Annotated in this window: 12 protein-coding genes; 7 read left to right on the top strand and 5 right to left on the bottom strand. The window is 71.0% G+C overall.

Annotation, left to right across the window (positions count from 1 at the left end; genetic code table 11):
* Positions 1–415 precede the first annotated feature (415 nt).
* Both AC4PMY_RS16610 and AC4PMY_RS16605 read right to left on the bottom strand, forming a co-directional pair.
* A complete protein-coding gene (locus AC4PMY_RS16610) occupies positions 416–667 on the bottom strand; it encodes an acyl-CoA carboxylase subunit epsilon (protein ID WP_083397471.1) in 252 nt (83 codons plus the stop codon).
* A complete protein-coding gene (locus tag AC4PMY_RS16605) occupies positions 664–2,265 on the bottom strand; it encodes an acyl-CoA carboxylase subunit beta (RefSeq protein WP_071262519.1) in 1,602 nt (533 codons plus the stop codon). The genes AC4PMY_RS16610 and AC4PMY_RS16605 overlap by 4 nt, the downstream gene beginning before the upstream one ends.
* Before the next feature lie 139 nt (positions 2,266–2,404).
* Between AC4PMY_RS16605 and AC4PMY_RS16600 the strand changes: the two genes are divergently transcribed.
* The gene (locus AC4PMY_RS16600) at positions 2,405–3,196 is read left to right on the top strand and encodes a biotin--[acetyl-CoA-carboxylase] ligase (protein WP_071262518.1); all 792 of its coding nucleotides are present in this window, start codon (positions 2,405–2,407) and stop codon (positions 3,194–3,196) included.
* Here the strand turns inward: AC4PMY_RS16600 and AC4PMY_RS16595 are convergent.
* Positions 3,180–3,992: an EI24 domain-containing protein gene (locus AC4PMY_RS16595; RefSeq protein WP_071262517.1), complete on the bottom strand. Its 813-nt coding sequence runs from the start codon at positions 3,990–3,992 to the stop codon at positions 3,180–3,182. The genes AC4PMY_RS16600 and AC4PMY_RS16595 overlap by 17 nt on opposite strands.
* Positions 3,993–4,093: 101 nt before the next feature.
* Here AC4PMY_RS16595 and AC4PMY_RS16590 point away from each other — a divergent pair, with 101 nt between their 5' ends.
* Positions 4,094–4,651: a PH domain-containing protein gene (locus tag AC4PMY_RS16590; RefSeq protein ID WP_231884331.1), complete on the top strand. Its 558-nt coding sequence runs from the start codon at positions 4,094–4,096 to the stop codon at positions 4,649–4,651.
* Between the two features lie 129 nt (positions 4,652–4,780).
* Complete coding sequence (locus tag AC4PMY_RS16585; protein ID WP_064295173.1) at positions 4,781–5,926, top strand: 5-(carboxyamino)imidazole ribonucleotide synthase; 1,146 nt, start codon at positions 4,781–4,783, stop codon at positions 5,924–5,926.
* Between the two features lie 118 nt (positions 5,927–6,044).
* Here the strand turns inward: AC4PMY_RS16585 and AC4PMY_RS16580 are convergent, their stop codons facing one another.
* Together AC4PMY_RS16580 and AC4PMY_RS16575 are read right to left on the bottom strand one after the other, a co-directional pair.
* Complete coding sequence (locus AC4PMY_RS16580; protein ID WP_082916047.1) at positions 6,045–7,877, bottom strand: sulfite reductase subunit alpha; 1,833 nt, start codon at positions 7,875–7,877, stop codon at positions 6,045–6,047.
* Positions 7,878–7,900: 23 nt separating this feature from the next.
* Complete coding sequence (locus AC4PMY_RS16575) at positions 7,901–13,483, bottom strand: glutamate synthase-related protein (protein ID WP_491623227.1); 5,583 nt, start codon at positions 13,481–13,483, stop codon at positions 7,901–7,903.
* A 389-nt stretch (positions 13,484–13,872) separates the two neighbouring features.
* On the opposite strand from AC4PMY_RS16575, the gene mvk reads away from it, so the two are divergent.
* From mvk to AC4PMY_RS16555, 4 genes are read left to right on the top strand one after another with little or no spacing between them, the layout of a single operon-like run.
* Positions 13,873–14,811 (top strand): mevalonate kinase, encoded by a 939-nt coding sequence (gene mvk / locus AC4PMY_RS16570; RefSeq protein WP_064295174.1) that lies wholly within the window; start codon positions 13,873–13,875, stop codon positions 14,809–14,811.
* Entirely contained in the window at positions 14,808–15,866 is a 1,059-nt protein-coding gene (gene mvaD / locus AC4PMY_RS16565; RefSeq protein ID WP_491623226.1) for a diphosphomevalonate decarboxylase, read from the top strand. The genes mvk and mvaD overlap by 4 nt, the downstream gene beginning before the upstream one ends.
* Positions 15,863–17,080: a phosphomevalonate kinase gene (locus tag AC4PMY_RS16560; RefSeq protein ID WP_491623225.1), complete on the top strand. Its 1,218-nt coding sequence runs from the start codon at positions 15,863–15,865 to the stop codon at positions 17,078–17,080. The genes mvaD and AC4PMY_RS16560 overlap by 4 nt, the downstream gene beginning before the upstream one ends.
* Entirely contained in the window at positions 17,077–18,144 is a 1,068-nt protein-coding gene (locus tag AC4PMY_RS16555) for a hydroxymethylglutaryl-CoA reductase (protein WP_071262514.1), read from the top strand. Before AC4PMY_RS16560 ends, AC4PMY_RS16555 begins: the two co-directional genes overlap by 4 nt.
* Positions 18,145–18,154: the final 10 nt, after the last annotated feature.

Here is an 18,154-nt window from a genome sequence, read left to right as displayed (position 1 = left end):
GAGGGTGCTCAGGGGACCGGGGAGGGTGCTCAGGGACCGGGGGTGCTCCGGATCGGAGGAGGGCGCTCAGGGGCCGGGGGTGCTCCGGACCGGGGAGGGTGCTCAGGGACCCGGGGGAAGTCGCGCAGGCGGCGGGAGAGGTCGAACGAAAGGAGGGCCAGCACCCGATGCTGGCCCTCCGTGACGTTCGTGGGTCAGAGCGGTAACCCGAATACTGCTCTGACCCGCCCCCGAACTCCTGCCCGCTTACCCTAGATGGAGCAGGAGCTGGTGAAGTGGTCTCGATGAGACTCAACTGTCGAGAATGATCATCCCCCATCAGGGGTACCCCCGACAGTCGGCACTATGGAGGACACGAACGGGGGACAGCACCGCGCGCCACGAGGGGCAACCGGTGGTCGTCCGCCCAGGCGGCTCAGCCCGTGAACGCGCGCCAGTGTCCGGGGCCTGCTGTGATCCCCGTACGGAGGTTCCGCCTCGTCCGCTCCCACGTCGACGGGACGCGGGGCGCCGGGGCGGTGTCGGCGTCGCGCAGCGCCTGTTCGGCGATCGCGACGCTCAGCACCGCGGTCAGCGCAGCCAGCTCCTCGTCTGTGGGCGCACCGCGCACGATCCGCAGATCGATCGACGACGGCTCGGTCGTGCTCGGCTCGGTGCCGGTGCTCACAGCGGGATGTTCCCGTGCTTCTTGGCGGGCAGGCTCGCACGCTTCGTCCGGAGTGCGCGGAGCGCCTTGATGACCGAGACCCGCGTGGCAGCCGGCTCGATGACGCCGTCCAGCTCGCCGCGCTCGGCGGCGAGGAACGGGCTCGCCACGTTGTAGGTGTACTCGTTCGCGAGGCGCGTGCGCACGGCGGCGACGTCCTCGCCGGCCTCCTCGGCCCGCTTGATCTCGCCGCGATACAGGATGTTGACGGCACCCTGCCCGCCCATGACCGCGATCTCGGCCGTGGGCCAGGCGAGGTTGATGTCGGCCCCGAGCTGCTTCGAGCCCATGACGATGTAGGCGCCGCCGTAGGCCTTGCGCAGGATGACGGTCACCAGGGGCACCGTGGCCTCGGCATAGGCGTAGAGGAGCTTCGCGCCGCGGCGGATGACGCCGGTCCACTCCTGGTCGGTGCCGGGCAGGTAGCCGGGGACGTCGACCAGGGTGAGGATCGGGATGCTGAACGCGTCGCAGAACCGGACGAACCGACTCGCCTTCTCGCCCGCTTCGATGTTGAGCGTCCCGGCCATCTGGGAGGGCTGGTTCGCGATGACACCGACCGACCGTCCTTCGACGCGCGCGAAACCGATGACGATGTTCGGCGCGAAGAGCGGCTGGACCTCGAGGAAGTCGGCGTCGTCGACGACGTGTTCGATGACGGTCTTCACGTCGTAGGGCTGGTTCGGCGAGTCGGGGATGAGGGTGTTGAGGCGACGGTCCTCGTCGGTCGTCTCCAGCTCCACCTCGACGTCGAAGACCGTGGCCTCGGACAGGTTGTTGTCGGGCAGGAAGCCGACGAGGGTCCGGGCGTAGTCGAGGGCATCCGGCTCGTCGCTCGCGAGGTAGTGGGCGACGCCCGAGCGGGTGTTGTGCGTGTACCCGCCGCCGAGCTCCTCCATGCCGACGTCCTCGCCCGTGACGGTCTTGATGACGTCGGGGCCCGTGACGAACATCTGGCTGGTCTTGTCGACCATGATGACGAAGTCGGTGAGTGCGGGGGAGTAGACGGCGCCGCCGGCCGCCGGACCCATGATGATGGAGATCTGCGGGATGACCCCGGAGGCCTGCGTGTTGCGTCGGAAGATCTCGCCGTACTTGCCGAGCGCGACGACGCCCTCCTGGATGCGCGCGCCGCCGGAGTCGAGCATGCCGATGATCGGGACGCCCGTCTTCAACGCGAGGTCCATGATCTTGATGATCTTGTCGCCGGCGACCTCACCGAGCGAACCGCCGAAGATGGTGAAGTCCTGCGAGTACACGGCGACCTGGCGGCCGTGGATGGTGCCGGTGCCGGTGACGACGGCATCGCCGTACGGTCGTGAGCGGTCCATGCCGAAGGCGGTCGTGCGGTGCCGCACGAACTCGTCGAGTTCGACGAAGCTGCCGTGGTCGAGCAGCTGCTCGATGCGTTCCCGCGCGGTGAGCTTGCCCTTCTTGTGCTGCTTCTCGATGGCGGCTTCGCCGCTCGCCGTCACGGCCTCGTGATAGCGGTTCTTGAGGTCGGCGAGCTTCCCGGCCGTCGTGTACAGGTCAGGGCCGGAGGTGGTTTCGTCGGTCACGCTTTCACCTTACCCGGTGGTCCCCCGGCCGACCCGTTGACGATCGGGTACAAGCGGCGCGCTGATCCGTTGTCGGCATCGTCCAAGCATGCCGGTGGGTGACGCGGGCACCGACGACCGGCCTCAGTAGGGTTGTGCCATGGATCTGCCCCTCACCGCCGCCCTCGTCCCACGCCTCGAGATCCTCGCCCACGCCGGCTCCACCAACGACGAACTCGCCCGACGCGTGCGCGAGGACGGCGGCGACGCGTGGCCGGACCGCGCGGTCGTCGTCACCGACGATCAGCGCGGGGGACGAGGCCGCCTCGGTCGCGTGTGGACAGTGCCACCCGGCACGTCACTCGCCGTCTCGGTCCTGCTTCGGCCGGTCACTCCGTCGGGTGATCCGCTCCCGCTGCAGGCCTACGGCTGGCTCCCGCTCCTCGCGGGTGCGGCGCTCGCGGAGTCGCTCCGGGAGCTCGGGGTGCCCGCCGACGTGAAGTGGCCGAACGACGTGCTCATCGGCGGTCGGAAGGTGTCCGGCATCCTCGCCGAGCTGCTGCCGAGTGGGGACGCGGTGATCCTCGGGACCGGTGTCAACCTCCGTCAGCGTGCCGAGGAACTGCCGACCGACCGGTCCACCTCGCTCGCGCTCGCCGGTCTCGTCGATCCTGACCCGGACACCGTCCTCGTCGGCTACCTGCGCGCGTTCGGCACACTGTACGACGCCTACCTGGCGGCGTCCGGTGACGCCGAGGCCAGCGGGCTCCGAGCTGCGGTCACCGAGCGATGCGTGACGTTGGACAGCTCGGTGCGGGTGGAACTCCCCGGCGGCGACGTCCTGACCGGGACGGCCGAGCGGATCGACGCCGACGGGCGGCTCGTCGTCCGACCGACCGACGGTGGTGCGCCGGTCGCGGTGGCGGCCGGCGACGTCACGCACGTGCGCTGAGCGTTCCCGCCTGTTCGGTGAGGGACCGGCGTGCGAGTACCGTCGCGCCGGAGACGGCTGCCGGCATGACCAGCACGGACAGGACCGGCAGGAGGAAGAGGACCGCGACCGTCATCCCGAAGCCCAGGGTGCGGGCGCGTCTCCTCGCGAGGGTCCGGCGGCGGTCGCGCAACGACAATCCCCTCGCGTCGAACGCGTAGCCCGTCAGCTCGAGGGCGAGGAACCAACCGCTCATGGCGAGCCCGAGCACCGGGACCACCGTCTGGCCGATCACCGGGACGAAGCCGAGGAGGAAGAGGACGGCCGCCGTCGGGATGGTGAGCATGAGCAGGCCGAGTGCCCGGGTGACACCGGTGAGGAGTCCGCGCCAGGCGGACTCACCCGACTCCGGAGGAGCGTCGCCGAGGGTGCGTTCGACGTCGGCCCAGATCCGCTCGTAGAAGGGGTCGCCGACGAGGAGCGTCGCTGCGGCGTAGGCGTACAGCATCACCACGACGGCGACGGCCACCAATGCCACCGCTGCGGCCACCCGGATGGACGAGCGGTACGGCTCGTCCCAGGTGTCGGCGAACGGTGTCGCCCAGTCGACGATCGTGGCGGCGTTGACGCCGAGGAGGACGAGCAGCGCGATGAACACGACGCCCACGATCGCGGCGGGGACCATGCCGAGCAGCATGCGCTTTGGCGAGGTACCCCAGAGGCGGAACCCGCCGAAGAGGATGCCGATCCCCTCGAGGAACGACCCGACGACGCCGGGGTGCTGCGCCGTCGGTGCGGTGCTGTCGGCCGGTTTCACGCCTTCATGCTAGCCGGGCGGCCGATGTACGGATGCTCGGGATCGCCGACGGGCGGGGTGGGAGCAGGCGGCGGGTTGCCGCGACTGCTAAGAATGGGAGTATGGCTGATCCCGGTATGACGGGGCCGGGCAGGCCGGCTCCTCCCGCGGCGGCGACCGAACGTGTGGTCGCACGCCTGCGTCCGCATGCCCGGCGGCTCCTGCTCCCCGCCCTCCTGCTCATCGCGGTGAGCGGCGCCGGTGCGTACTTCTTCGGCTCGTTCGACCTCGAGTGGCAGAACTGGGCCGTCCTCATCGGCGGCGGGGTGATCGTGCTGGTCGCCTGCGTCCTGCCGTTCATCGCCTGGCTGTCGGTCCGCTACGTGATCACGACCCGGCGACTGATCGTCCGTCGCGGGTTCTTCGTGCGGACGCGCCAGGAGCTCTACCACGCCCGCGGCTACGGCATCACGGTGCACAAGAGCTGGGTGCAGAGCGCCTTCGGGAGCGGCAACGTCCGGGTGACGAGCGGTGGCGAGGTGCCGGTCGTCCTACGGGACGTCCCCGGTGCGGTCCTCGTCCAGAACGCCCTGCACGAGCTCGTCGCGGAGAACCAGAGCATCGCCGCGCCGTACCCGGCAGCACCGCCTCCGATGCAGCAGCCACCGGTCCGACGCTGACCGGTGCGGGGCGCGCCCGGCCGGTACGATGTTCGAGTCGGGGCACCCGCCGATCCGCCTCCGGATCCGCCCGTCCCGCCTGCCGAAACGAGACCCGCCGGCCGGTCGCCGGAGAGCTGGAGTGAACCCATGAGCATTCGCGTCGGAGTGATCGGCGGTGGTCAGCTGGCCAGGATGATGGTGCCCGCGGCCGTGAACCTCGGACTCGACATCCGGGTGCTCGCCGAGCAGGAGGGCATGTCTGCCCGGCTCGCCACCGTCGAGGTGGGCGACTACCGCGACGCCGACACGGTGCTCGCCTTCGCCGAGACGGTCGACGTCATCACCTTCGACCACGAGCACGTGCCACAGCACGTCCTGCGGGCGCTCGTCGACGCCGGTGTGCAGGTACACCCGGGACCGGACGCGCTCGCCGTCGCCCAGGACAAGCTGCTCATGCGCGAACGCCTCACGGAGCTCGGACTGCCGGTGCCCGACTGGGCGCGCGTGCACGATCAGGAGGAGCTCGCCGCCTTCCTCGCCGAGCACGGCGGGAAGGGCGTCGTGAAGACGCCACGTGGTGGCTACGACGGCAAGGGCGTCCGCGTCGTCCACGGACCGAACGAGGTCGACGACTGGTTCACAGCGCTCTCCGAGGACGCCAACGGCGGAGCACTGCTCGTCGAGGAGCTGGTGTCGTTCCGGCGCGAGCTCGCCCAGCTCGTCGCCCGGCGCCCGTCCGGCGAGGTGGTGCCGTGGCGCGTCGTCGAGACCGTCCAACTCGGTGGGGTGTGCAGCGAGGTCATCGCTCCGGCGCCCGGCTCGGCCGGTCGGCTCGCCGACACCGCGGAGGAGATCGCCGTGACCGTCGCGACCGCGCTCGGGGTGACGGGCGTCCTGGCCGTCGAACTCTTCGAGACCGACGACGACCGCCTGCTCATCAACGAACTCGCCATGCGTCCGCACAACAGCGGGCACTGGACGCAGGACGGTAGCGTCACGAGCCAGTTCGAGCAGCACCTGCGCGCCGTCCTCGACCTGCCCCTCGGCTGGACGGGCTGCCACCGCGATTGGACCGTCATGGTGAACGTCCTCGGCGGGCCCGCGGAGGGGACGCTCGACGACCGTTACCCGCAGGTCCTCGGTGCGCACCCGCTGGCGAAGGTGCACAACTACGGCAAGGACCCCCGCCCCGGGCGCAAGGTCGGCCACGTCAACGTCGCGGGCGACGATCTCGACGACGTCGTGTACGAGGCACGCGCCGCCGCGGCATTGCTCGGAGCCGAGAACGCCTGACCGCCCTTCGACAAGCTCAGGGGCCGGGTGAGGGCCTCAGGGACCGAGGGCTGGGCTCAGGGACCGATGACCGGTCCCTGAGCCTGTCGAAGGGCCTCGCCCTCGACCCCGGAGCGCCTCAGTACACGTCGCGGATATAGCGCTTCTCGCGCTTCAGCGTGTGCACGTACTCGGCCGCGGCCTCCGTCGAACGCCCGCCGTGTTCGGCGATGAGCTCGTGCAACGCCTGGTCGACGTCCTTCGCCATCCGTGAGGCGTCACCGCAGACGGCGAAGTGGCCGCCCTCTTCGAGCCAGGCGTAGAGCTCCTTGCCGTTCTCGCGCATCCGGGTCTGGACGTACACCTTCTCGCGCTGGTCGCGGGAGAACGCGAGGTCCAGACGGTCCAGCACCCCTCCGGTGAGCAGCTCGCCGAGTTCGTCCTCGTAGATGAAGTCGTGCGCGCGGTGCTGGTCGCCGAAGAACAGCCAGTTCCGACCCGTCGCCCCGCGCTCGCGGCGCTCCTGGAGGAACGAGCGGAACGGCGCGATCCCGGTTCCCGGGCCGACCATGATGAGCGGTGCATCGTCGTCCGACGGCACCCGGAAGCCCGCGTTCGCGGAGACGAAGATCCCGCTCGTGGCACCCTCCGCGACCCGGTCGGCGAGATGCGTCGACGCGACGCCGCCGTGCAGACGGTCGCCGACCGCGTACCGGACGCTCGCGACGGTGAGGTGCACGCGCCCGTCGGCCGCCAGCGGACTGGACGAGATCGAGTACGCGCGGTGCTGGAGCGGACGCAGCACGTCGAGGAGCGAGGCGGCGTCGAACCGGACCGCGGTGGAGCGCAGGAGGTCGAGGATGTCGCGGTCGCGCAACCAGGAGTCGAGCGTCTCCGCCTGGGCGAGCGCGAGGATCCCCGCCAGCTCCGAGTCCGGCGCGCGGTCGGCGAGCTCGGCCACGAGGTCCTTCGACGGGGTGCGGATCTCGAACCCGTGGGTGAGCCGGTCCGCCAGGGTCGAGCCGTCGACCGACTCGTCCGCGGTCGCGTCCAGTTCGGCGATGATGGCGTCGACGAGCGCCGGGTCGTTGCTCGGCATGACGCCGAGGGCGTCGCCGGCCGCGTATTCGATGCCGCTGTCGCCAAGGTCGAACTCGTAGTGCCGGATCTCCTTCGACGAGGCGGGCCCGGACAGGACGCGGTTGACGGCGAGGGTCGCGCCGTACGGCGTCTTGCGGGTCCACGGTGAACGCGTGCGGCCGGGCTTCTTCGCCGGTTTGGCCGCCGGCGCGGGAGCGGGTGCCGCATCGGCGTCCGTCGGGGCGAGGGCGCCGAACAGCGACAGCGCCTGCGTGGTCCACGCCGCGGCGGGCTCCTCGTAGTCGACGTCGCAGTCCACGCGGGCGAGGATGCGTTCCGCGCCGAGCTGCTCCAGACGCGTGTCGATGAGCTTGCCCGCCTGGCAGAACCCGTCGTATCCGGAGTCGCCGAGCGCGAGCACGGAGAACTTCAGGCCGTCGAGGCGTGGTGCGGTGCTCGCCTGAAGCGTCTCCCAGAACAGTTCGGCGTTGTCGGGCATCTCACCTTCGCCGTACGTGGAGGTGATGACGACGACGTGTCCCATCGTCGGGAGCCGGTCGACCTCGACGTCGTCGAGCCCGATCGTCGTCACCGCCACACCGTAGCCGGAGGCGGCTCGGCCGAGATCCTCCGCGATGGCCTCCGCGGTGCCCGTCTGCGTCCCGACGAGCACGTGCAGGGCGAGCTGCGGCGTGCGGCCACCTGCGTCGGTGGCGTCGATCGCGCTGGAGCGGACACCGGCCAGGAAACCGGCGAGCCAGACACGCTGCTCGGGGCTGAACGGTGCGTCCGCCGGGATGAACGGGTCGTCGGCGCTGCTGCCGAGCGCGGCGAGCGCCTCGAAGAGCACCGGGCTCGATCCGATCGCCGTCGGTGTCCGTGTCTCGGTCATGATCCCCTCCGGGCCGGGCGCGTTCATCGGCCACCCGCCAGCGTCAGTTCGGCCAGAGCGGCCGATGCAAGGAGTGCTTCGGTGCCACCGGTCACTGCGGATCGGGCACGGTTCTTGGCGTGCTGGTGCATGATCCACCCCGTGGTGCCCGGGTGGTCGATCGACCGCACGTTCCGCAGCCGCAGGGCCTCCGTGTAGTCGTGGAGTCGCTTCGCCGCGATCATGGCGGCGAGCGCCCCGTCGTCGTACCGTTCGAGCAGCTCTCGAGCCGCCCGCTGCACCCGCTGCATGACGAAGAAGTCCTCGGTGAGGATGAGCGTGCGCACGCTCGCCTGCACGAGCGGGTGCGACGGGTCGTCGACGCCGGGGGTGCGGGACAGCGCGACCTCCTGGGCGAGCTTCAGCACCGTGTAGCTCGTGAGGAGTGCGTAGACGTCCTGCGGGTCCGCCGCCGGTTCGCCGAGTCCGGGGGCACGACCGCCGCGGACCGGCCGGCGGTCGCGGTAGTCGAGCTTGAAGGTGCGGAGCTGCTGCGCCGCGAGGGCCGCGCCGAGCTCGTCGAGGAGTTCCTTCCGGCTCTTGGCCGCGAGGATCGCGTCGCTGTCCTGGTAGAGGAGCAGTGCGCGCGGCATGCCGAACACGAACTGGTGCCTCGCCGTGTCCCACTCGGCGAGCAACCGGGAGGCGAGCGGCGAACCGGTCGCCTCGACGTGCCACTCCAGCAGCAGGAGCACGGCGGCCTCGTGGAACGCGGCCTGCTCGCCCTCGGTGATCGATCCGAGGAGGAGCGAGTCCGCGCTGACCTTGCTCGGCAGTTCGCCCCGCGGGTCGTACTGGTAGACGAAGCCACCGCTCATCCCGTTGCCGAAGCCGATACCGAAGCCGCCGAGGTTCAGCACGGCGCCGTTGGTCATGTACTCGCAGGCGTAGTCGCCGACGCCTTCGACGACCGCGGTTGCGCCCGAGTTGCGGACGGCGAAGCGGTCGCCGGCCTCGCCCTGGACGAAGGTGCGTCCGCCGGTCGCCCCGAAGAGCGCGAAGTTGCCGATGAGGACGTTGCCGCCGTCCTCCGAGCTGCCGCCGCCGGGGGAGAGGATCGCGATGGTGCCACCGGAGGCGCTCTTCCCGACGCCGTCGTTGCAGGTGCCGGTGTGCCGCCAGTGCAGGCCGTCGACGCAGAACGCCGCGTACGACTGCCCCGCGGAGTGTTCGGTACGGATGGTCACGGTGTCGGCGGCGAGCGAACGGTGGCCGCGGTCGTCGGTGACGACGGACGGGATCGCCGCCGCCTGGGCGTCGTCGAGCTCGTGGTTGAGGATGCGCTCGAGGTCGATCGCGAGCTGCCCGCCCACGGAACGCCAGCGGTTGCCGAGGCGGATCCCGCCGTCGGCGTCCTCGGCTCCGAGGTCGAGCGTCGTCCGGCCGTCGTCGAAGAGTCCTGCCCGTACCCGCTCGATGAGGGCGTCGTCGAGCGTGAAGTCCTTCTCCAGGTAGACGGGGTCGGTGACGACGACCTCGGGGACGACCGCGAGCATGGCCCGCAGGTCGAGGTCCGCGACGGCGGCCGGGTGGTCGACGAGGTGGAGGAGGTCGGTGCGACCGCGGGCTTCGCGGAGCGAGCGGAGGCCGAGGATGGCGAGCCGCTCGCGGACGTCGTGCGCGATGTTCAGGAGGTACTGCGCGAGCGCGCGTGGGTCGCCGTCGAAGGTCTCCGGGTTGGTCGTGAGACCGGCCGGACACTTCACGTTGCAGTTCTTCGCCATGACGCACTTGAGCATCATGAGCGCGGTGGTCCCGAACTCGAAGCTGTCGCCGCCGAGCAGGGCGGAGATGACGACGTCGCGACCGGTCTGGTGCGCGCCGGAGCAGCGCAGGGTGACCTTCGACCGCAGACCGTTCGCGCTGAGGGCCTGGTGGACCTCGGCGATGCCGATCTCGGCGCTGCGTCCGGCGTACTTGAGGCTCGTCACGGCGGCTGCGCCGGTCCCTCCGGTGTTGCCGGCCACGTTGATGACGTCGGCACCGGCCTTGGCGACGCCGACGGCGATCGTGCCGATGCCCTCGGAGGAGACGAGCTTGACGACGACGCGGACCCGTGCCGCCTTGCAGTCGTGGATGAGCTGCGCGAGGTCCTCGATCGAGTAGGTGTCGTGGTGCGGTGGCGGCGAGACGAGCTCGATGCCGGGCGTGCCACCCCGGGCGGCGGCGATGTCCACCGTCACCTTGGGAGCCGGGAGCTGACCGCCCTCGCCGGGCTTGGCGCCCTGGCCGATCTTGATCTCGAGCTCCTGGAGCATCGGGTCGGCGAGGTAGCCGGCCCAGACGCCGAAGCGCCCGGAGGCGAACTGCTTGATGCGTGAGCCGCGGATGGTCCCGTAGCGGGACAGGTGTTCGCCGCCCTCGCCACTGTTCGACATCCCACCGACCATGTTGGTGCCGTGGGCCACCGCCTCGTGGGCGGTCGCCACGAGCGCGCCGTGGCTCATCGCCCCGGATGCGAGGGATCGGGTGATTTCGCTCGCCGGCTGGACGAGGTCGGTCGAGATGCTCTCGGCACCCTCGACGAGCATCGAGAAGTAGTCGTCGGCGGACCCCGTCGCCTCGACGATGAGGTCGCCACCGGAGATCCAGTGCCCCGTCACCTCGCCACCGAAGCGGTGGACGTAGTACTCGCCGAGCGCCGAGACCCGCGTGAGGTCGCCCGCGAGCGGTCCCGTGAGCTGCAGCCGGTGCCGCCCCTGTTCGGTCCGCGTCGCGCGCAGGCCGCGGACGACGATCGAGGAGTTGCCGACGGGGCCGAGCCGATCGAGCTCGCGCGCGAACTCCTCCGGGGTGGTCAGCCGGGTGATGTCCTCCGGCAGCACGAGCACGTCGCGGAGGGCGGCCGGGCGACGGCGCCGCTCGGTGGTCATCGACTGGACGAAGGAGCGGTAGCCGGGCGTGATGGTGAAGGCGTCGATCTCGTCGTCGTCGAGGGCGTCGAAGGAGGTGTGCTGGTAGGCGTCGTCGTCGATCCCGAACGCGTCCTCGAGGTTCCCGATGGTGTGGAGGCGCAGCGGGTCGTCGCCGAGCATGCCGCCGTCGCGGTCGACGGCGGTCGTGCCCGCTCGCGGCAGCTGCACGGGCTCCTCGGTGAGGTCGACGAAGCCGCGGACCGCGGTCGTCCCGTAGGAGTGGCCGGCGCCCTCGGCGCGTTCCTTGAACAGGCCGAGGAGCGGGACGTCCGCGTCGCTCGACGTCGTCAGGGCGCGCTGGTGCCAGGCGCTCGCCGTCCGGGCGATCCCGGCGAACCCGACGCCGCCGACGGGGGCGCGGAGGTGCGGGAAGGCGCGCGCGAGCACGGGGTCGCTCGTGTCGAGGTAGTTCGGCTCGAAGAACTCGCCGCCGATGTAGCTCTCGACGGTGCACAGGCCGACCCGACCCATGGTCTTCAGGAGCGACTTCTCGGCGGCGTACGCGAACCGTCGGAACGCGGCTTCCACGTCGTCGGGGTGCTGCTGTTCGGCGCGGAGACGGACCGCGAGCGGGTGCACCGCCGATGCACCGAAGCCGAGGGCGGAGGCGACGTGGTGCGAGGACGGCAGCTGGCCGCTGTCGACCACGAGCGACACGCGGAGCCGGAGGCCGTCGTCGATGAGTCGCTGGTTGACGGCCGCCACGACGAGGATGAGCGGCAGGGCAGCACCCTCCGCGTGGACGCCGCGGTCGCTGAGGATCGCGATGCCGCCGTTCTCTGCGGCGAACCCGGCGACCTCCGCGGCCACGCGCTCGACGGCGGCCTCGAGCGCGTCGGCGTTCGCCTGCGCGTCCACCTCGGGCCGGTAGAGGATGTCGAACCACGCGACCGGCGACTCGTGCTGAGCGCTGAGGCGCCGCAGTTCGTCTTCGCTGACGATGGGGGATCGGAGGACGAGCTGCTTCGTGCCGACCGTGCCGCTACCGGGCTTCGGACCGAGCGCGACCCGCAGGGTCATGCCGTCAGCCTCACGGATGCTGTCGAGCGGCGGGTTGGTCACCTGGGCGAAGCGCTGGGAGAAGTACTTCGCCAGGCCGCCCTCCTGGTCGGACAGGGCGTTGATGGCGTTGCCGTAGCCCATCGCCGAGATCCGCTCCTTGCCCGAGGCGAGCATCGGGTCCGTCATGAACCGGAAGCTCTCCTGGTTGAGGGAGTAGGCGACGTAGCGCTGCACCTGACTCAGCCCACCGCGGTAGGCGAACGCGTCGTCCGCCGAGGCCGTCAGTGCCGACACCGGGACGCCCCGGTCCTCGAGCGCGTCGAGGTCGGTGGCCGATGCGGCGAGCATCGCCGGGTAGTCCTTGCGTGCCGCGAGGAGCTCGAGCGCCTCGCCCGTTCGGAGGCGCGTGCCCGTGCGGTGGTCGTAGGCGAGCATGCCACCGGCCTCGATGCGACCGCGGTGGACCACCTCGTCGTCCGGGAACGGCAGCTGCCCCGCCTCGGAGGTGACGCAGAGGTAGTCCGCCGTCTCGACGCTGCGCAGTGGGCGCAGGCCGAGGCGGTCGAGCCGGGCGCCCACGGTCGTGCCGTCGTTGAAGATGAGGGCGGCCGGGCCGTCGTTCTTCTCCTCGACGAGCGAGAAGTACTCGAGCATCGCCCGAACCTCGCGGCTCAGCGTGCGATCGTTCTCCCAGGCCGGGGGCATGACCGATACGACCGCCTCGAGCAGTTCGAGGCCGTCCTCGACGACGCGGCTGTGCAGCGTCTGGTCGAGGCGCGAGCTGTCCGACTGACCCCTGGCCCGGATGATCTTCCGGCCCCGCGATGCCGCCAGCGCCGTCTCGGACAGACGGTTCTTGCGGTCGGTGTTGAGCTCGCCGTTGTGCGCCATGAGGCGGAAGGGCTGCGCCATCGACGGGTGGGGAGCGGTGTTCGTCGAGAACCTGGTGTGGAAGGCGAGGGTCCTCACCCGGTGCAGGGGGTCGGCCAGGTCGGCGAAGTAGGGGATGACCTCGCCGGAGTTGAGGCGTCCCTTCAGGACCTGCGTGCGCGTGCTGAGCGACAGCGGGTACAGGCCGTCGAGGGTGAGGTCCGTGTAGGCGGTGGCCTCGATCGCGAGCAGGGCCGCGTGCGCGCGCCGGTCGAGGTCCTCCGTGGAGGCGTCGTCCGACGGCTCGAAGATCCACTGCCGGATCGGCAGCTGGTACTGCACGGCCTTCGGGCGCAGGACGGCGTCGACCGTCGGCACGGCACGCGTGAGCAGCACGGTGAAGCCGGCCTCGGCGAGCGAGCGTTCGATGAGCGCCTCGGCGTCGCCGATCCGACCGTGGTCGACCGGGAGGAAGACGTTCGCGACGCCGAACCGCCCGGCGACGAGCGGCTTGCCGACGAGGGAGCTGAAGAAGTCGACCGAGAGGTCGATCTGCACGCCCGCTCCGTCGCCGACACCCTCGGAGGACATGCCGCCGCGGTGGGGGATGGCGCACAGGGCGGTGTCGCCGAGGGCGATGACGTCGTGGCTCTGCACGCCGTCCTTACGGGTGATGAAGCCGACGCCGCAGTCGCTCTTGTCGGTCTGGCGATCGACGAGGTCGGGCAGGGGCGATGGTGCTGCGGTGCGCGGGCGCGGTGGAACGGAAGACGAGATCACGACGGGGTACCCCTCGGAATGCGGGCGCTGGACGGCCCGGAGACGGTGAGATGACGGGACCGGATCTACGTCGCTGGAGGGTGGGTCCGTGTCGACGCGGGCGCTGGGTGCGGCGGCCGTCGTCTGCATGAATGGAGGTGTTCCGATCCTAACCGGGCCGTCCGGCCCACTCAACCGTAACGAGCCGAACCCGGCCGATCGGCGTAGGCTGGGTGTTTCCGGTACGTATGGGACACGCCGTGAGCGCTCCGGCGGCTCCCGTCGACGGCCCATCGCGCAGCGCCCGGATGCGCTGCGGGGCGGCTCACGGGCCGGCCCGTGGTGGATCGGATCGCGACCGGACGACCGATGTGCAGCCAGCTGCATGTTTTTCGGACCAGAATGGTGAGATGACGACAGAGCACACGGCTGCGACCGGTCGCGGCTTCGCGCACGCCAAAGCGATCCTGCTGGGCGAGCACGCCGTCGTCTACGGTTCTCCAGCCGTCGCCCTGCCCATCCCGTCGCTCCGGGTCGAGGCGACCGCCCGGCGCATCGACGGGGCCTCGGTCCTCGACACCGAGATCTCGCTCGGCCCGCTCGACGCCTCCGATCCGCTCGGGACCACCGTCCTCGAGACCCTCGCGCACGTCGGTGCGGCACCGGCCGGCGTCGAGGTCGTCGTCCGCGGGACGCTGCCGATCGGCAGAGGCCTCGGCTCGAGTGCCGCAGCGGCCAACGCGATCGTCGACGCCGTCGCCGACCTCCACGGTGTGGCGCTCGACGACGCCGACCGGTTCGAGCTCGTGCAGCGTGGCGAACGCGTCGCCCACGGGACGCCCAGCGGTCTCGACGCCCGGGCGACGAGCGCCTCGACGCCCATCCTCTTCACCGCCGGCCGCGTCGAGCATCCGCCGATCCGCTTCGGCGGCAGCTTCGTCGTGGCCGACACCGGTGCGCGCGGATCGACCCGGAAGGCGGTCGCCGACGTCCGCACCTTCGTCGAGCTGCACCCCGAGCGCGGCCGGGCGCTGCTGGCCGAGCTCGAACGCGGGACCGTGGAGGGCGTCGCCGACCTCGCCGCGGACCGCCGCGATGACCTCGGGACCCGCATGAACGCGGCGCAGGTGGTCCTCGACGAACTCGGCGCCGGTCACCCCGCCATCACGGCGCTCATCGCGGTCGCCGCGGCGAACGGCGCCCTCGGCGCGAAGCTCACGGGCGGCGGGCAGGGTGGATGCATCATCACCCTCGCCGCGGACCCCGCGTCAGCCCGACGCATCTCGCAAGCCCTCCTCGAGGCCGGAGCACTCGGCACCTGGACGATCGACGCGGAGGACTACGCGTGACCCCGACCCCACAGCAGCACGCCGAGACCGCGTCGGCCGACGGCGCCGCGACCGCGCTGGCCAACCCCAACATCGCCCTCGTCAAGTACTGGGGCAAGCGGGACGAGGCGCTCATCCTCCCGTGGACTGGAAGCCTCTCACTGACCCTCGACGCAGCGCCCACGACGACGACGGTGCGACTGACGGACGCAGCCGACGACGTCGTGCTCCTCGGCGGACGCCCCCTCGAGGGCACCGCCCGCTCCCGTGTCACACGCTTCATCGACCTCGTGCGCGCGCTCGCCGACCGAGACGAGCGCGTCACCGTCGACTCCCACAACGAGATCCCGACGGGGGCCGGCCTCGCCTCCTCGGCCTCGGGCTTCGCCGCGCTGGCGCTCGCCGCATCGACCGCGTTCGGACTCGACCTCGATCGCCGTGCCCTCTCCCGCCTGGCCCGCCGTGGCTCGGGGTCGGCCTCCCGCTCGATCTTCGACGGGATCGCCGTCTGGCACGCCGGCCACGATGACGAGAGCTCCTTCGCCGAGGCGGTGCCCGCGCCCGGACTCGAGCTCGGCATGGTCCTCACCGTCCTCGACGCCCGGGCCAAGTCGGTCTCCAGCCGCGACGGCATGCGGCGCACGGTCGACACCTCGCCGTACTACCCCGCCTGGGTGGAACGCACCCCCGTCGAACTCGAGGAGATGCTCGCCGCGATCGCCCGCGCCGACTTCACCTCCGTGGGCACGATCGCCGAGCGGAACGCGATGCGGATGCACGCCACGATGCTCGGCGCCGAGCCGCCGGTCCGGTACTGGGGACCGGCGAGCGTGGAACTGCTCGACCTCGTCGCAAACCTCAGAGGCCACGGCCTCGAATGCTATGCGACGATGGACGCCGGCCCGAACGTGAAGATCCTGTGTCGAGCCGACGCGGTCGACGAGCTCGCGACTCGGATCCTCGAGGCGCAGCCCGACATCGGCGTCATCCCCGCCAGAGCCGGACGGGGCGCGAGGCTCATCACCTCGGAGCCCGGCGGATCGGCGGGCGAGCAGACAACGGAAGGAGCGCGATGATCGAGATCAATGCGCCCGGCAAGCTCTTCGTGGCCGGCGAGTACGCCGTCGTCGAACCAGGGCACCCCTCCATCCTCGTCGCGGTCGACCGGTGCGTCACCGTCCGACTCGAGGCGAGCGAGCACGAGGGCCGCATCTTCTCCGACCAGTACGGCCGAGCGCCCATCATCTGGCGTCGCAACCGCAACGGGGTCGTCGTCGAGCACGAGGAACGCCCGCTCGACCACGTCCTCTCCGCCGTGAGCACGATGGAGACCCTCGTCGCCGAGCTCGGCGTGGCGCAGCGGTTCTCCGCGCTGTCCATCACCAGTGAGCTCGACGACGCGAGCGGCAGGAAGTTCGGCCTCGGCTCGAGTGCCGCCGTGACGACCGCCACCATCCGCGCCCTCGACGAGTTCTACCAGCTCGACCTGACCCGGACGCAGATGCTCAAGCTCGCGATCCTCGCCACCATCGACGTCGCGCCGGCAGCCTCCGGGGGCGACCTCGCGGCGAGCATGTTCGGCGGCTGGCTCCGCTACACCTCGCCCGACCGGGCGCGGCTGCGGGAGGTGCGCCACCGCGAAGGGGTGCTCGCAGCCCTCCGCGACCCCTGGGCCGAGCTGGGGCTCGAGCGTCTGTCGCCACCGACCTCCCTCCGGCTCCTCGTCGGCTGGACCGGCGAGCCCGCCTCGACCACGCGTCTCGTCGACGAGCTGCAGTCCCGCAAGTGGGCGGAGACCGCCCACTACACCTCGTTCCTCGCGGCCAGTCGCGCCGCCGTCGACGCCCTCACGATCGGCTTGAACGACGAGGACCCGGCCCTCGTGCTCGGCGCCGTCCGCTCCGCGCGCGCGACGCTCGCCGGTCTCGGCCGCGACGCCGGTGTCGACATCGAGACCGCCGCGCTCGCGCAACTCTGCGACGCCGCCGAACGCCTCGGCGGGGCCGCCAAGTCCTCCGGTGCCGGTGGTGGCGACTGCGGGATCGCGTTCATCGGGCAGTCCGTCTCCACCGCCGCCCTCGAGGACGACTGGTCGGCGCACGGCATCGAGCGGCTCCCGCTCACGGTGCACCCGCCGACCGGACTCATCGACGCCGCCCACAGCCCGTGGGGGCCGTCGGAGATCAGCCGTACCGACGACGACGCGGTCGAATCCATCAGATCCACCTACGCTCGTGCCTTCGCCGAGCAGCACGACGTCCTCCGGGGCGGAACGGAACCCCACGCATGAGCAACGAACCCGACGGCGTCGCACCGGTCCCACTCAAGTGGATCGGTCCGCTCCACCTGAGCGGCAACGTCATGGAGGGCGAGCAGGAGGTCCCGCTCGCCACCTACGAGAGCCCGCTCTGGCCGTCGGTCCGACGGGGCGCCCGCATCTCCTCCATGGTCCCCGGCGGCATCCGCGCGACGCTCGTCGACGAGCGGATGAGCCGCTCCGTCCTGTTCGAGGTCGACTCCGCCGGCGACGCCCTGCAGGCGCTCCGCGAGATCGAGCGCAGCCTGCCCGAGCTGCAGGCCGTCGTCGCCCGGTCGAGCCACTTCGCAGAACTCATCGAGATCAACTCGCAGATCGCCGGCAACCTGCTCTTCCTGCGCCTCGAGTTCCGCACGGGTGACGCGTCCGGGCACAACATGGTCACGCTCGCGGCGGACCGTCTCATGCCGTACATCATGGAGCGTTGGCCGATGCTCCGGTACGGTTCGATCTCCGGCAACTTCTGCTCCGACAAGAAGGCGACCGCGGTCAACGGCATCCTGGGCCGTGGCAAGAACGTCGTCACGGAGATGACGATCCCGCGGGCGATCGTCGAGCGGTTCCTGCACACGACGCCCGAGCAGATCGTGCAGCTGAACGTGCGCAAGAACCTCGTCGGGACGATCCTCGCCGGCGGTCTGCGCAGCGCGAACGCCCACTACGCCAACATGCTGCTCGCGTTCTACCTGGCGACCGGCCAGGACGCGGCGAACATCGTCGAGGGCTCGCAGGGCGTCACGCACGCCGAGGTCCACGACGGCGACCTCTACTTCTCCTGCACCCTGCCGAACCTCATCGTCGGCACGGTCGGCAACGGCAAGGGGCTCGGCTTCGTCGAGGAGAACCTCACCCGCCTCGGATGCCGCGAGGACCGTGAACCCGGCGCCAACGCCCGGCGACTCGCCGTCCTGTGCGCTGCCGCCGTCTGGTGTGGCGAACTGTCACTCCTCGCCGCGCAGACCAACCCCGGTGAACTCATGGCCGCCCACCTGAAGCTCGAACGCAGCGCGCAGACCGCGGCCGGCGCGCCCGCCTGACCCTCCCACC

This window comes from Plantibacter sp. MDV22-iso1 (assembly GCF_058408345.1).
This window is presented reverse-complemented; position numbering and strand designations above follow the sequence as displayed.

Excerpts from the sequence above, each read along its gene's own strand:
- AC4PMY_RS16600 (WP_071262518.1), top strand. The coding sequence starts at position 2,405 with ATGGATCTGCCCCTCACCGCCGCCCTCGTCCCACGCCTCGAGATCCTC.
- AC4PMY_RS16590 (WP_231884331.1), top strand. The coding sequence starts at position 4,094 with ATGGCTGATCCCGGTATGACGGGGCCGGGCAGGCCGGCTCCTCCCGCG.
- AC4PMY_RS16580 (WP_082916047.1), bottom strand. The coding sequence starts at position 7,877 with ATGACCGAGACACGGACACCGACGGCGATCGGATCGAGCCCGGTGCTC.
- AC4PMY_RS16585 (WP_064295173.1), top strand. The coding sequence starts at position 4,781 with ATGAGCATTCGCGTCGGAGTGATCGGCGGTGGTCAGCTGGCCAGGATG.
- AC4PMY_RS16560 (WP_491623225.1), top strand. The coding sequence starts at position 15,863 with ATGATCGAGATCAATGCGCCCGGCAAGCTCTTCGTGGCCGGCGAGTAC.
- mvk (WP_064295174.1), top strand. The coding sequence starts at position 13,873 with ATGACGACAGAGCACACGGCTGCGACCGGTCGCGGCTTCGCGCACGCC.
- AC4PMY_RS16555 (WP_071262514.1), top strand. The coding sequence starts at position 17,077 with ATGAGCAACGAACCCGACGGCGTCGCACCGGTCCCACTCAAGTGGATC.